Raw genomic sequence first — 13,711 nt, 5'->3', positions numbered from 1 at the left:
AGCCCGTCAGACGGGCAGCCGGGCGGGGGAGGGCCGTACCGTCTCCGCCCCTCGGCTCGGGAGGTGGCAGAGCAGCAGACACACGTCGTCGTCCCGCTCGGAGTCGCTCAGCAACGGATGCAGGAGACGGTCGGCCGAGCCGTCCAGGTCCGTGTCGAGGTCCTCGGAACGGAAGGCCCCGAGCGAGGCGGCGAGACGCTCGATACCCGGGTCTATGCCCTGCGCGCGGCGCTCGACCAGCCCGTCCGTGTAGAGGGCCAGCGTAGAGCCGGGAGCGAGGCGCACGGTGTGGTCGTCGATCTCCTGCCGCAGCGGGATGCCGAGCATGGCACCGGGCTTGGCGTCGAGTGTGTGCACCTGCCCGTCGGGGGTACGCAGCACCGGCGGCGGATGGCCCGCGGCGGCCCAGGTGAGCGTCGGATCGTCGGGGTGGAAGCGCGCGATGACGGCCGTCGCGTACAGATCGGGCTGCAGATGGTGCAGGAGGATGTGCAGCCGGGTGAGGAGTTGGCCGGGGGTGCCTCCGTCTACGGCGTACGCGCGCAGCGCCGTGCGCAACTGGCTCATCATGACGGCGGCGTGCAGTCCGTGCCCCGTCACGTCGCCGATGACGGTGATCAGGCTGCCGTCGGGCTGGCGGAAGGCGTCGTACCAGTCCCCGCCGATGTTCAGACCGTGCGTGGCCGGCAGATAGCGGGCCGCCAGGCGCAGTTCCGGAGTGGTGGGCAGGTCCGTGAGCAGGGCCCGCTGCAGGGTCTCGGCGATGTCGCGGTTGTGCTCGAAGCGCCGGGCGTTGTCGATGGCGATGCTGGCGCGGCGCGTGAGTTCGATCAGCATGACCGCGTCGTCGGCGTCCCAGCGATCGCCGGGCGGCGTCAGGGTCAGCACTCCCAGCGGTGCCCGCCGCGTCGGCAGCGGGACGCACAGCAGGGACCGCGCGGGATGCAGCGCCGAGGGCGGCTGGTCGTCGACACCGGGCAGGCCGCCCGGATGGTCGGCGGCGTACTGGGGGCGCCCGCTGCGGGCCGCGACCACGGCGGCGGCCGGACGCGGACTCTGCCGCAGCCTGTCGTCCTCGCCGTCGAACAGCCACACATCGACACTGCGGGCGTACTCCGGCACCAGGAGACTGGGCAGCCGTCGCACGATCTCGTCGTGGTTGAGCGACGCGGTGAGTACGGCGCTGGCGTCGGCCAGGAACGTCAGCCTGCGGCGGGCGCTCTCCGCCTCCGTACGAGCCTTCCGCTCGGCGGCGAAGAGCTCGCGCTGGGCCCGCCCCGCCGCGTCGAGTTCCGCGTGCAGTGCCAGGACACCCTGATTGGTCTGGTGGAGCTCCTCCCGGTGGAACTCCACCAGCCCTTCCTGCTCGCCGAGTTTCTCCAGGACCAGGGCCGTGTCCTCGTCGGCGCCCAACAGCGCCTCGGCCAGGATCGCGGAATCGTCCGCCACGAGGCCGACGTCGGAGAGGTCAGCGCCCGCCGGGCACGTGACCGTCATGTGCCACGGCGGCTGCCCGTCGGCGTCGGCGTCGTCGAACGAGGTCACGACGGCCCGCAGGAGACCGTCCCCGGGCGGCACCGCGGGCGTCGTTTCCAGGCAGAGCCGCCACGTGCCGCCCTTCGTGAGGCACTGCCGCAACTGCGCGCTGAGCGCGGTGGTCAGCCTGGTCCGCTCCAGACCGGGCACCCCGTACGCGGCCGTCAGGCGTGCCGTGTCGATACGGGCCCGTGCGGCGTCGGTGACCGTGGTGATGTGCCAGGTACGCATCATGGTGTGCCGTCCGGCGGAACGGGGCTCAGTACGGCGACGGCGGTGTCGTCCCGTACCGGCCGGGCGGAGCTGCTCGCGTCGCGCACCGTCACGGAGGCGATCACAGCCGGGTCGAAGGACGCGAGCCAGGCGTCCGCGGGCGGGGTCCAGCGGCTGGGCAGCCCGTCGCTGTGCAGGACGAGCAGACAGTCCGCTCCCCACGTCGCACGGTGTTCGGGGATGGTCGTGGGCCGGTGGGCTCCGACTATGCCGGGACGGGACAGCAGCGGCCGCCAGCCCTCACCCGTGCGCAGTCTGGCACCGATGTTCCCGATGCCGGAGAAACTCAACTGCTCGGTCTCGGCGTCGAGTTGGGCGACGGCGACCGCGGCGCCCCTGGTGGGGCGGAGCTCCGCGTCCAGGTACCGGAGCACTTCGGCCGGCGGCAGATGGCCCGAGCGGCGCAGTGCCTCCACCGCCGCCGACGAGGCCCTCGCGGCCTCGGGGCCGTGGCCCAGTCCGTCGGCCAGCATCAGGGTCGTACGGTGGCCCGCCCGGACCCACGCCCACGCGTCACCGGAGAACTCCGCGCCGGCGAAGGGGATGTTGACCCCTCCAGCCCGAGCCGCGGCGGCAACCGGTGCGGGAGCAGCCGTGCGATTGCGGCCGCGGGTGGTGCCGATCCGTGCCAGCGCGACCGTGCCCCGCCCCGGCACGCTGTGCAGGTCGAAGTCGTCGGCGATGCGTCGGCAGGCGCCGAGGCCGGCGCCGAGGGTGGACGCCGTGGAGAAACCGTCACGCAGGGCGGCCGGGACGTCGGCCATGCCGGGGCCGTGGTCGATCGCGGCGATCTGCACCACGGAGGCCGCTTCCCGCCCGGCCGGCAGCGTGGGAGGCGGCACGGTCTCTATGAGCAACTGGCCTCCCTTGGCGTGCTTGAGCAGGTTGGTGGCGAGTTCGGTGGCCACCAGCGCGGCCGCGGCGGTGCGGTTCCTGTCGAGCCCGGCCAGGGCGGCCGCGCCCTCCGCGGCGACCCTGGCGTCGCGCACGCGTGTCGAGTCGTGGACCGGGACGTCCCAGACGCGGGGCATCAGGTCTCCTCCCGGTACCGCGGCGGACGGACGGTCCACGAGGTCACGGTGACCGTGGTGCCGTTCCCTGGGCTGCTGTCGACCGCGAACTCGTGGACCAGCCGCCGGGCGCCGCCCAGCCCCATACCGAGGCCGTCCCCCGAGGTGTAGCCGTCGCTCAACGCCCGCTCCAGGTCCGCGATGCCCGGTCCCTCGTCGATGAACGCCAGCCGCAGCCCAGGCGCGTGACCGTGCTTCAGGACCGTGGCCTCCACCTCGCCACCTCCGCCGTGCACCAGCGTGTTGCGGGCCAGCTCGCTCGCCGCGGTGACCAGCTTGGTCTGCTCCACCAGACCGAAGCCCAACTGAGCGGCCGTCTGGCGCACATGCTGCCGTACCCACACCAGATCCATGTCCGAGTGGATCGGCAGGCGGGCATCGACAGAGCCGGCTGTCTGCATCACGGACTCTCCCGCCATGTGCCGCGGGGACGGTACGGCGAGACCTCCACGGCCAGGAGGCCCAGGGCGTCCTCCGTGGTGAGCGCGGTCCGCAGACCCGGCAGCGTCAGCCCCAGTTCCACCAGGGTGATCGCGACCGCCGGCCGCATGCCGGCCACCACGGTCTGCGCGGCCAGGAGCCCCGCCTTCGCCGCGATCTCGGCCAGCACCCGCCCCAGGAACGAGTCGACCATCTCGACCCCCGAGAGGTCGATGACCACACCGGTGGTCGAACTGCTCGCGATGGTCTCGCTGATGTCCTGCTGGAGCTGTTCCGCCGTACTGTCGTGCAGGTCGCCCTGGAGGGTCACGAGGAGGACGTCGCCGAGCCGCAGCACCGGGACGGACCCCCACGGAGGTCCCGTGTGCGCGTGGGTCACCGCGCGACCGCCCCACGGGGCGCCGGGTCCACGATGCCGGAGCCCTGCTGGTCGAGGGCGTACGCCAGGGCGTCGGCGAGGCTGGCGCGGGTGACCACCGTGCCCAGGTCGAGGCCGAGGTGGACGATGGTCTGCGCGATGGCCGGGCGGATGCCGGAGACGATGCACTCCGCTCCCATCAGCCGCGCCGCCGCGACCGTCTTCATGAGGTGCTGCGCCACGAGGGAGTCGACGGTCGGCACACCGGTGATGTCCAGGATCGCGAAGCGCGCGTGCTGGTCGACGACGGACTCCAGGAGCGTCTCCATCACCACCTGGCTGCGGGCGCTGTCCAGCGTGCCGATCAGCGGTACGGCGACGATGCCGTCCCAGAGTCTGATCACGGGCGTGGCCGTCTCCAGCAGTTCCATCCGCTGCCGGTCGATGAGGGCCCGGCCCTCGTTCAGCGCCGACTCCATGACGACCAGCCGCAGCGTGCCCATCAGCACGGTCAACGCGGTCGCGCACTCCCGCACATGCTCGTCGGACGCCTGCGGCAGGTCGGCCACGAGGAGGTCCACGGCGGGCGGACGCAGGGCGTCCACCTCGTTCGACACCTGTGCCGAGCCGGCGCCGGCGCGTGACCGGGCGGCCGCCGTGCGCGTCAACTGCTCGCGCACCACGGTGAATCCGTCCGCCTCGGCGTCCTCGACGCGTCCGGCCGCGGCCACCGCGGCGAGTGCCTCGACCACCGCCTTGCCCGCCTCCACCGCTTCGTCCCTGGACACGGTGAAGACCGTACGGAACAAGGGGGTGTCGGCCCACCGCTGGGCGATCTGCTCGCGGCGGCGCCGCAGGAAGTCCCCCACCTCCCGCGCGGGCGATCCGTGCTGTCCTGCCGTTTCGTGCTCCGGCACCTGTTCCACTCCTTACGTGCGTCACGTGCGTCGTATCGCTCCGAACTTGCCGAAGGCAACGAGAAAGCGATGTAAAGCTTGCCGGATGACAACTGTAGCCGTGGCGCCGTCCGGCGGGACACCTACGGTGCGGGTGCCCGCCTAGGGCGCCGGCTGCTTTCCGTGCCAGTCGAGACAGGCCACCAGCGCGTCGTCGTCCGGCTCGGGTCCGCCGCGATGCCCCGTCAGCTCCCGCAGGACCGCCCCGGGTACCTCGGGGGCCGGCACCAGGCTCGTGGAGGTGACGGCCCGGGCCAGCGCCCGGTCGCCGTACCGCTCGCCGCCCGGGGCCACGACCGCGTGGACCCCGTCGCTGACGAGGACGAGCCGGTCGCCCGGCTCGACGCTGAACTCCTGCGCCACGTAGTCGGTTTCCTCGAACATGCCCAGCGGGAGCTGTGCCTCCATGTCCACGGTCGTGACGGACCTGTCCCGCAGACGCAGCATCCGGGTTGAGCCGGCGTCGACGACCCGCAGGCGTCCGGTGGACAGTTCGAGGTCCAGCAGCAGCACCGACAGATGCGCGGCGCCGCGGTGGTGGGCGTACACCGCCTGGTCGGCGAGAGCCGCCTGGTCCGCGATGGGGATGCCCGCCCGCCGGGCGTTGCGCAGCGCGTTGATGCCGAGACTGGTCAGCAGCGAGGCGTCGATGCCCTCCCCCATGCCGTTGGTGACGTACAGCGTCAGCCGGTCGGCGGTGACGCACCAGTCGAAGTTGTCCCCGAACACGGCGTAGGCGGGCTCCAGTTGGGCACCGAGCGTGAACTCGGGCCGGGCGCAGGAGCGCGCGGGCAGCAACTGCCACTGCATCTCCGCCGCCAGAGTGAGCCGGTCCCTGCGCCGCGCCAGCAGATACAGGTCGGTGTCGCGGTCGGCGACGACCACCTCGTGGCCCAGGACCTCGGCCACCTCGGCCAGTTCGGTCCGGCACTCCCGGGCCATGTCCGCCGAGGGCAGGGTGACGGACAGCACGCCGAGCCGGTCGCCGCGCACGGTGACCGGCAGATGAAGACGCGCGCTCCCGGCGCCATGGTCCTCCGTGTACGGCTCCTGCGACCCGAAGGCCCGGCCGGCCGGGCTGTCGTGCACCGGCAGCGGGTCCGGGGTGTGCCGCACCGCGGACACGGGCTGCAGCAGGGTCAGTCCGTAGTCGGCGAGGAATAGTTCGGCGTCCTGCGCCCCGTACTGGTTGCACAGCACCTCGCGGACCGCGTCCAGCAACTGGTGCGGTGCCGCGGAGCGCAGTGCGCGCTCGGCTGCCACGAATCTGTTCACGATGGTGGATATGCCATTCTCTCCGCGTCGGCGTCGGGTCCGTTTCGTCGGGTACACGACGCCGACGGTCTGTTGTGTGAGTCGGTCATTGGGGGCCGGTCGTCCGAGGCGGCGGGCTGACAGCGTTCGGGAAGCCTGGGAGAGTGTCACCGTGACTTCCTCCTACGCGCGCCCGCGACCCCAGGAAGTGGCGCGTGTGACCTCAGAGGCGGCGGAACTGCTGGAAGTCCTTTGGGGGCGTGCCTCGACGGCTCCGGTCTCGGCGTCCCAACTGCGTGTGCTGTTCATCCTGGAACACCACGAGGGCATCAACCTGCGCACACTCGCCGACGCCCTGGGTTCCACGCCTCCCTCGACCAGCCGGCTCTGCGACCGCCTCCAGGCCGTGGGGTTCGTCGAACGCAGACCGGGTGCCACGAGCCGTCGCGAACTGCGGCTGTACCTCAGCCGCCGAGGGAGTGCCTTCCTGGTCGACCTCCGCTCCCGCCGCGAGCGGGCTCTGCAGTCCGTACTGGAGCACATGCCGGCCGAACAACGGACCGCACTGCTGGAAGGCCTGGTCGCGTTCTGTGCCGCCGCGGCGCAGGAGATCCACGAGGACGACGTCGCCGACGCCAGGACGGCCTGACCGCCTCGCGGAACTCGCTCCGTGTGATTGTCCGTCGTCATCCATCGCCCCATCCCTGGCCCCCTCCCCACGCCGCCGTACCGCTCGCGCTCCCGTTGTTCAGAGCTCGGGCTCGTCCCGCGGTCTGTCCACGAGGGCGAGTGCTTCGTCGACGGTGTCCGACACGGGCACGGTGATGCTGACGCCTGTGAGGTCCAGGATCCGCCGCACGGCCGGTGGCGGCCCGATGATGTGCACGCTCCCGGAGGACTCCCGGGTCTGCTGGTACGCCCTGATGATGATGTTCATGCCGGACGAGTCCATGAAGGGCACGGCCGAGAGATCGAGCAGGAAGTGCCGGCGGCCGTGCTGGAACTGGTTCGCCAGATGATGCTGCAGCCCTGTCGCGGTGTCGATGTCCAGATGGCCCTCGACCGTGAGCAGGGCGATGCCCTCGCGAGGCAGTGCGACCTCGACGGACAGCGGGTTCTGGGCAATGGACACAGGTACCTCCCGAAGAATTGACGGCTTGGGCCGGTTACCCCCCTGCGCGCATTCGATGCCCCCGGTGGCCGCCCGCGCGACGTGATCAGACTCTCGTCGGCGCCACGGCTACGACACGCGGATGCCGATGATGCAGGTGTCGTCGTCGGTGTCCGACCTGCTGTACGTGAGCAGCCGGTCCAGTTGCTGGTCGAGCGTGGACGGGGCCGCACGGACCATCGTCAGCAACTGGGTCATGGACTCCGCCATCGAGCGGTCCCGGCGCTCGATCAGGCCGTCCGTGTACATCAACAGCGTGTCGTCGACCGCCAGTTGGATCTCGTCCTCCTCGTACGTCACCTGGGGTGCCGCGCCCAGCAGCAACCCCTTGACGAGGGGCAGGGACACCGCCCCCGTGTCGCGTACCAGCACGGGCGGCAGATGACCGGCCCTGGCCCACCGCAACGTGCGGTTCTGCGGGTCGTAGAGGCCGCAGACCGCGGTGGCGGTGACGGTGCCCGTCAGATGGTGCGCCACGCTGTTGAGCCAGGTCAGCAGCTGGCCCGGGCCCGCGCCCGTCACGGCCAGTCCCCGCAGCGCGTTCCGCAGGACGACCATGCTGGTCGCCGCCTCCATGCCGTGACCGGCCACGTCCCCCACGCACAGGAGCACGAGACCGGACGGCAGGACGACCGCGTCGTACCAGTCGCCGCCCACCAGGTGTTCCGTCTCGGCCGGCCGGTAGCGGACCGCCACGTCGATTCCCGGGGCCCGCAACGGATCCTGGGTCGGGGGCATGATCGCGTGCTGGAGCTGCAGCGTGAGGCGGCTGCGTTCGGTCGCCTGCTGCTCGGTGTGGGCGAGCTGGACACGGGTGGCGGCGAGCGCGACCTCCGTCCAGTGCTGGGCCGAGATGTCCTGATAGGCCCCGCGCACGACGAACAGCCGGCCGTCGGCGTCGAGCACCGGCTCCGCCACCACCCGGATGTGGCGCGTCACCTCGTCGGGACGCCGGAGCCGGAACGACGCGGACGCCGGTCGCCGGTGGTGGAGCACGGTGCGCAGGAAGCGGCCGATGGCGACGGCGTCGTCCGGGTGCGCGTGGACGGACAGTTCCTCCAGCGGGACGGGCGCGCTGGTCGGAGGCCTGCCGTACAGGGTGAAGAGCTGGACGTTCCAGGTGATCTCGCCGGTGAGCAGATTCTCCTCGAAGCCGCCGATACGGCCCAGGCGCTGTGCGTGCTGGAGGATGCTCGCGAGCCGTGCCGTCTCGTCCTCGATGCGCCAGATGAGCAGCACGCTGTTGGCGTGCCGGCTGATGCTGATGTCCGCCACGGCCGACAGGGGCACCTGGTCGACGAGGGCCGTGAGGTTCATGCGCTGCGCGCGGAACGGCTCGCCGGTGGCGTAGACGCGCTCGATCCGCTGGAAGAGTTCGCTCTCCCCGGCGGCCAACGGGTAGGCCTCCAGCAGCATCGCGCCGTTGACCAGCCCGCGCGGCCGGCCGGCCGGATCGAGGAAACGGCTGTTGACGTGATGGATGTGGAAGTCGACGAGCTGCCCGCCGTCGAGGTAGGGGACGAGGACCAGGGCGGGGTCGTGCAGCCCGTCGGCCAGGTCCACCAGTTCGGTGGCGTCGGGGACGACACGCGGCTCGCGCAGGGCCTCGTCGCCATGCACGAAGGCGTACGTCTCCAGCGTGCGGGCGCACAGTTCCGCCAGGGCCTCCACCTGCCGGACCACCTGGGGCGGTTGCGGTTCCAGGCGGGAGGGCCAGACGATCTCCAGGGCCCCGTGGATGCGGCCTCCGGTGCCGGCCGGAACGGCGGCCCTTCCACCGTCGGGGAACTGGTGCTGGCCGATGGAGGGAAGACCGGTCTCGGCCAGTGATCCGATCCACTGACCGGCACGCTCCGAGAGACTGGTGCGCGCCACCGTCACCACTCCCGGGGGCACGTGGTGCCAGCGCCCCGCCTCCGCCGGGGAGAACCCGGCACTGCCGGCCAGCGTCAGGGAGCCGTCGGAGCGCACGGTCCAGATGGCCACGGCCACCGCGCCGAGCGGGGTCAGCGCGTGCTGCAGCAGGGAGTCGGCGACGGCCTGGGTGTCGGGGGCGGCCAGCGCACCGCTCTCGGCCTCCCGCATCCGTACGGCGGGGGAGTGCGCGTCCGACGCCCCGTCACCCGTGGCAGCGGCGGTGGACTTCGCGGCGGTGAGGAAGGCGTCGGCGACCTCCGAAAGCCGGTCGCGGGCAGCCTGGTTGATGACCTCGACGGCGAGTTCGAGGGTGCTCACCCCGGACTGCTCGGTGAGTTCGGCGAGCTGGCGGGCGGCCTGCGCGGGCCCGCACCCCAGCCGCTCCACCAGGATGCCCTTGGCGAGTTCGATCAGGGCACGTCCGTCGGCCTCGGCCTGGGCCGCACGCACCTCGCGGCGCAGGCGCTCGACCGTGGCGGCGAGCCTGCCCACCGGGTAGGTCGCGAGAAGGGCGGCCGAATCCTCGGGCGACTCGTCCGCCGAGGGCTCAGACGACTCGTCTCCCAACTCGTCGGTCGGCTCGTCCGCGGACTCGTCCGGTGACCGTTCGTCGGCCGGATCAGGGCACTGCTCGGTCCGGGTCACGCGGGCAGCCACCGGCGGACGCAGGCGATGAGGTCGTTGGTGTCGACCGGTTTGGTGACGTAGTCGCTGGCCCCGGAGGCGAGACTCTTCTCCCGGTCGCCGGGCATCGCCTTCGCGGTGACGGCGATGATGGGAAGCCCCGCGTACTGGGGCATCTTCCGGATCTCCGCCGTCGCGGTGTAGCCGTCCATCTCCGGCATCATCACGTCCATCAGGACGAGCGAGATGTCCGGGTGGTGGAGCAGCGCCTCGATGCCCTTGCGGCCGTTGTCCGCGTGCAGGACGTGGAATCCCTGGAGCTCCAGGATCCCGCTGAGCGCGAAGAGGTTGCGTGCGTCGTCGTCGACCACCAGGACCGTGCGGCCGAGGAAGGCGTCCTCGACGGGGTGCGGTGTCTCGGACTGCGGTTCCTCGGCACGGGCCAGGGAGGGGACATCGCCCAGCTCCTCAGCCGAGAGGTGCAGGGCGATGCGCTCGCGCAGTTCGTCGAGGCTGGACAGGAACTCCAGGGCACGCGTGCCCGAACGGGCCTGCAGCGTCTGTTCCTGCGCCAGATCGGCGCGGTGACCGCTGTGGACGAGGACCGGAACGTTCGCGAGGGCGGAGTCGCCGTGCATCGCGTCCAGGAACCGGGTCGCCTCGCCGTCCGGCATGCCGAGTTCCAGTACGACGCAGTGGCACGGTCCCGCGGCCAGCGCGCTCGCCGCCTCGTGTGCCCCGACGGCGGTGATGACGTCGATCGTGCCGCGTGGATCACCGGTGTCCGGGCCGTGGGCGACATCCGCGACCGTGCTCTCGGCGACCAGGGTCAACAGGCCGCGCTGCCGTTCCTCGACGACCAGCAGACGACGCCTGCGGCTCCTGGGCGGGGCGGCCGGGCCCGAGGGTGACGCGTGTGCCGCCGACTCCTCGGACGGAGCCGCGGTCAGGGCCTTCTCGGACGACCGGTCGCCGCTCAGGAGGTCCTCGAAGTCGGCGCGCGCCACGGGCAGGAACAGCGTGAACGTACTGCCCTGTCCGGGTGTGCTGGCGACAGTGACGGCACCGCCGAGCAGATGCGCGATCTCCCGTGTGATGGACAGACCGAGGCCGGTGCCGCCGTACTTGCGGCTCGTCGTCCCGTCGGCCTGCTGGAAGGCTCCGAAGATCGTCTCCAGATGCTGTTCCGGGATCCCGACCCCCGTGTCCCGTACGCGGAACGCCACGATGGTGCCGCCCCGGAGCACGCCGTTGGGTACCTCGTCGTCCGCCGCCGGTTCGATACGCAGCTCGACGCCGCCCTGCTCGGTGAACTTGACCGCGTTCGACAGCAGGTTGCGGAGCACCTGACGCAGCCGGGAGTCGTCGGTGAGGAGGTCGCCCGGCGCCCCGGGCGCGGTGCGCACGGTGAAGCTCAGGCTCTTCTGGGTCGTCATCGGCCGGAAGGTCGCCTCGACGTACTCGAGAAGCTGCCTCAGCGGGACGCGCTCGGGAGCGAGTTCCATCTTCCCGGCCTCGACCTTCGACAGGTCGAGGATGTCGTTGATCAACTGCAGCAGGTCCGATCCCGCGGAGTGGATGATGCCCGCGTACTCGACCTGCTTCGGCGTGAGGTTGCGCGACGGGTTCTGGGCCAGGAGCTGGGCGAGGATGAGCAGACTGTTCAGCGGGGTCCGCAGCTCGTGGCTCATGTTCGCCAGGAACTCCGACTTGTACTTGGAGGCCAGAGACAACTGCTGGGCGCGGGTCTCCAGTTCCTGTCGGGCCTGTTCGATCTGCAGGTTCTTCGCCTCGATGTCGCGGTTCTGCGCGACGAGCAGCGAGGCCTTCTCCTCCAGTTCCTCGTTGGAGCGCTGCAGTTCGTCCTGCTGGACCTGCAACTCCTCCGACCGGGCCTGCAGTTCGGTGGTCAGACGCTGGGACTCGTCCAGCAGCTCGTCGGTCCGCGCGTTGGCCACGATGGTGTTGACGTTGACGCCGATGGTCTCCATCAGCTGGTCCAGGAAGTCCTGGTGGATCTGCGTGAAGCGGGTGACCGAGGCCAGTTCGATGACTCCGAGCACCTGGTCCTCGACCGTGATGGGCAGCACCACCAGGGCGTTCGGCACCGTCCGTCCGAGCCCGGAGGAGATGGTCACGTATCCCGGCGGCAGCTCGTCCACGGAGATGGTGCGGCGGCTGCGCGCGGCCTGGCCGACCAGCGAGCGGCCGAAGGGGATCCGGACAGGACGCCCGTCGTCGTCGGGCCAGCCGTAGGAGCCGACGAGCCGCAGCTCGTGGCCGCGCCCGGCCTCCTCCGCGAGGTAGAACGCGCCGTACTGGGCCGACGCCAGGGGCGCCAGCTCGTCCATGATGAGCTCGGCCACCACGGACAGGTCCCGGTGACCCTGCATCAGGCCGGAGATCCGCGCGAGGTTGGTCTTGAGCCAGTCCTGCTCCTGGTTGGCCCGCGTGGTCTCGCGCAGGGACTCCACCATCGAGTTGATGTTGTCCTTGAGTTCGGCGACCTCGCCGGATGCCTCGACGGTGATCGAGCGCGTCAGGTCGCCCTCGGCGACGGCGCTGGTGACCTCGGCGATCGCGCGTACCTGCCGCGTGAGGTTGCCCGCGAGCTCGTTGACGTTCTCCGTCAGACGTTTCCAGGTGCCGGAGACACCCTCCACCTCGGCCTGTCCGCCGAGCCGGCCCTCGCTGCCGACCTCGCGGGCCACGCGGGTCACTTCGGCTGCGAACGCGGAGAGTTGGTCGACCATCGTGTTGATCGTCGTCTTGAGTTCCAGGATCTCGCCCCGGGCGTCCACGTCGATCTTCTTGGACAGATCGCCCTTGGCCACCGCCGTCGTCACGAGCGCGATGTTGCGCACCTGGCCGGTGAGGTTGTTCGCCATCGAGTTGACGTTCTCGGTGAGGTCCTTCCATGTGCCCGCCACGTTCGGCACCTGGGCCTGCCCGCCCAGACGGCCCTCGGTGCCGACCTCGCGCGCCACCCGGGTGACCTCGTCCGCGAACGCGGACAGCGTGTCGACCATCGTGTTGATGACGTCCGCCAGGGCCGCGACCTCGCCCTTGGCCTCGACGGTGATCTTCTGCGACAGGTCGCCGCGGGCCACGGCGGTGGCGACCTGGGCGATCGAGCGGACCTGCCCCGTCAGGTTGGACGCCATCACGTTGACGTTGTCGGTGAGGTCCTTCCAGGTGCCCGAGACACCGCGGACCGTGGCCTGCCCGCCGAGATTGCCGGCCGTGCCGACCTCGCGGGCCACGCGGGTCACCTCGTCGGCGAACGCGGACAGTTGGTCGACCATCGTGTTGATGGTCTCCTTGAGCGCGAGGATCTCGCCGCGGGCGTCGACGGTGATCTTCTGTGAGAGATCGCCCCTGGCCACCGCGGTCGCCACCTGGGCCACGTTGCGGACCTGGGCGGTGAGGTTGCTCGCCATGAAGTTCACGGAGTCGGTCAGGTCGCGCCAGGTGCCCTTGACGCCCTTGACGTCCGCCTGGCCGCCGAGCCGTCCCTCGGTGCCGACCTCGCGGGCGACGCGGGTCACTTCGTCGGCGAACGCGGAGAGCTGGTCGACCATCGTGTTGATGGTGTTCTTGAGCTCCAGGATCTCGCCGCGGGCCGGCACGTCGATCTTCTGGGAGAGGTCGCCCTTGGCGACCGCCGTCGCCACCTGTGCGATGTCGCGGACCTGGGTGGTGAGGTTGCCCGCCATCGCGTTGACCGAGTCGGTGAGATCGGCCCAGGTGCCGGAGACGCCCGGCACCTCCGCCTGTCCGCCGAGCGTCCCCTCGGTGCCCACCTCGCGCGCGACACGGGTCACTTCGGAGGTGAACACGGACAACTGGTCGACCATGCCGTTGAAGACGGTGGCGATGTCTCCCAGCAGACCCCCGCCGTCGTCCGGCAGACGTGTGCCGAAGTCGCCGTCCCGCACCGCGGTCAGCCCGGCCAGCAGCCGGCGCAGCTCCGGCTCGCCCGGAGTGCCGCCGACGGGGACGGTCGTCTGGCTGGTCATGCGCACCCTCGTTCCGTTCAAGACAAAGAGCCCCGTGAAAAGGGGGGACTCGGGAACTCCAGGCCCACTGCCGGACCCCTCCTCGCCGGCGC

General features: G+C 71.1%; 10 protein-coding genes. 1 reads left to right on the top strand and 9 read right to left on the bottom strand.

The window, feature by feature from the left end; all coding sequences use genetic code 11:
* Positions 1 to 6: 6 nt before the first annotated feature.
* The 6 genes from ACH4YP_RS41150 to ACH4YP_RS41125 form a co-directional block, all read right to left on the bottom strand.
* Positions 7 to 1,770: a PP2C family protein-serine/threonine phosphatase gene (locus ACH4YP_RS41150; protein WP_398496270.1), complete on the bottom strand. Its 1,764-nt coding sequence runs from the start codon at positions 1,768 to 1,770 to the stop codon at positions 7 to 9.
* Positions 1,767 to 2,840 carry a SpoIIE family protein phosphatase gene (locus tag ACH4YP_RS41145; RefSeq protein WP_398496268.1) on the bottom strand — a complete coding sequence of 358 codons (1,074 nt, stop codon included), beginning with the start codon at positions 2,838 to 2,840 and terminating at the stop codon, positions 1,767 to 1,769. The genes ACH4YP_RS41150 and ACH4YP_RS41145 overlap by 4 nt, the downstream gene beginning before the upstream one ends.
* On the bottom strand, positions 2,840 to 3,280 hold the full coding sequence (locus tag ACH4YP_RS41140; RefSeq protein WP_361063313.1) for an anti-sigma regulatory factor: 441 nt from the start codon (positions 3,278 to 3,280) through the stop codon (positions 2,840 to 2,842). The genes ACH4YP_RS41145 and ACH4YP_RS41140 overlap by 1 nt, the downstream gene beginning before the upstream one ends.
* Entirely contained in the window at positions 3,280 to 3,699 is a 420-nt protein-coding gene (locus tag ACH4YP_RS41135) for an STAS domain-containing protein (protein ID WP_398496266.1), read from the bottom strand. Before ACH4YP_RS41135 ends, ACH4YP_RS41140 begins: the two co-directional genes overlap by 1 nt.
* Positions 3,696 to 4,595: an STAS domain-containing protein gene (locus ACH4YP_RS41130; protein WP_361063288.1), complete on the bottom strand. Its 900-nt coding sequence runs from the start codon at positions 4,593 to 4,595 to the stop codon at positions 3,696 to 3,698. The genes ACH4YP_RS41135 and ACH4YP_RS41130 overlap by 4 nt, the downstream gene beginning before the upstream one ends.
* A 141-nt stretch (positions 4,596 to 4,736) precedes the next feature.
* Complete coding sequence (locus ACH4YP_RS41125; protein ID WP_398496264.1) at positions 4,737 to 5,909, bottom strand: PP2C family protein-serine/threonine phosphatase; 1,173 nt, start codon at positions 5,907 to 5,909, stop codon at positions 4,737 to 4,739.
* Between the two features lie 196 nt (positions 5,910 to 6,105).
* On the opposite strand from ACH4YP_RS41125, the gene ACH4YP_RS41120 reads away from it, so the two are divergent.
* Positions 6,106 to 6,537: a MarR family transcriptional regulator gene (locus tag ACH4YP_RS41120; RefSeq protein WP_361063293.1), complete on the top strand. Its 432-nt coding sequence runs from the start codon at positions 6,106 to 6,108 to the stop codon at positions 6,535 to 6,537.
* Positions 6,538 to 6,636: 99 nt separating this feature from the next.
* Here ACH4YP_RS41120 and ACH4YP_RS41115 read toward each other — a convergent pair whose 3' ends face one another.
* The 3 genes from ACH4YP_RS41115 to ACH4YP_RS41105 all read right to left on the bottom strand — a co-directional run bounded on the left by ACH4YP_RS41115 (position 6,637) and on the right by ACH4YP_RS41105 (position 13,619).
* Positions 6,637 to 7,020, bottom strand: a complete 384-nt coding sequence (locus ACH4YP_RS41115; protein WP_361063296.1) for an STAS domain-containing protein — start codon at positions 7,018 to 7,020, stop codon at positions 6,637 to 6,639.
* Between the two features lie 108 nt (positions 7,021 to 7,128).
* Positions 7,129 to 9,621 (bottom strand): SpoIIE family protein phosphatase, encoded by a 2,493-nt coding sequence (locus ACH4YP_RS41110; protein ID WP_361063299.1) that lies wholly within the window; start codon positions 9,619 to 9,621, stop codon positions 7,129 to 7,131.
* Entirely contained in the window at positions 9,618 to 13,619 is a 4,002-nt protein-coding gene (locus tag ACH4YP_RS41105) for a HAMP domain-containing protein (protein ID WP_398496262.1), read from the bottom strand. The genes ACH4YP_RS41110 and ACH4YP_RS41105 overlap by 4 nt, the downstream gene beginning before the upstream one ends.
* Positions 13,620 to 13,711: the final 92 nt, after the last annotated feature.

Origin of the sequence: Streptomyces sp. NPDC020747 (assembly GCF_044334695.1) — a bacterium.
Taxonomy (GTDB): Bacteria; Actinomycetota; Actinomycetes; order Streptomycetales; family Streptomycetaceae; genus Streptomyces.
This window is presented reverse-complemented; position numbering and strand designations above follow the sequence as displayed.

Coding starts and splice junctions, on each gene's coding strand:
- ACH4YP_RS41150 (WP_398496270.1), bottom strand. CDS start 1,770: ATGATGCGTACCTGGCACATCACCACGGTCACCGACGCCGCACGGGCC.
- ACH4YP_RS41145 (WP_398496268.1), bottom strand. CDS start 2,840: ATGCCCCGCGTCTGGGACGTCCCGGTCCACGACTCGACACGCGTGCGC.
- ACH4YP_RS41140 (WP_361063313.1), bottom strand. CDS start 3,280: ATGCAGACAGCCGGCTCTGTCGATGCCCGCCTGCCGATCCACTCGGAC.
- ACH4YP_RS41105 (WP_398496262.1), bottom strand. CDS start 13,619: ATGACCAGCCAGACGACCGTCCCCGTCGGCGGCACTCCGGGCGAGCCG.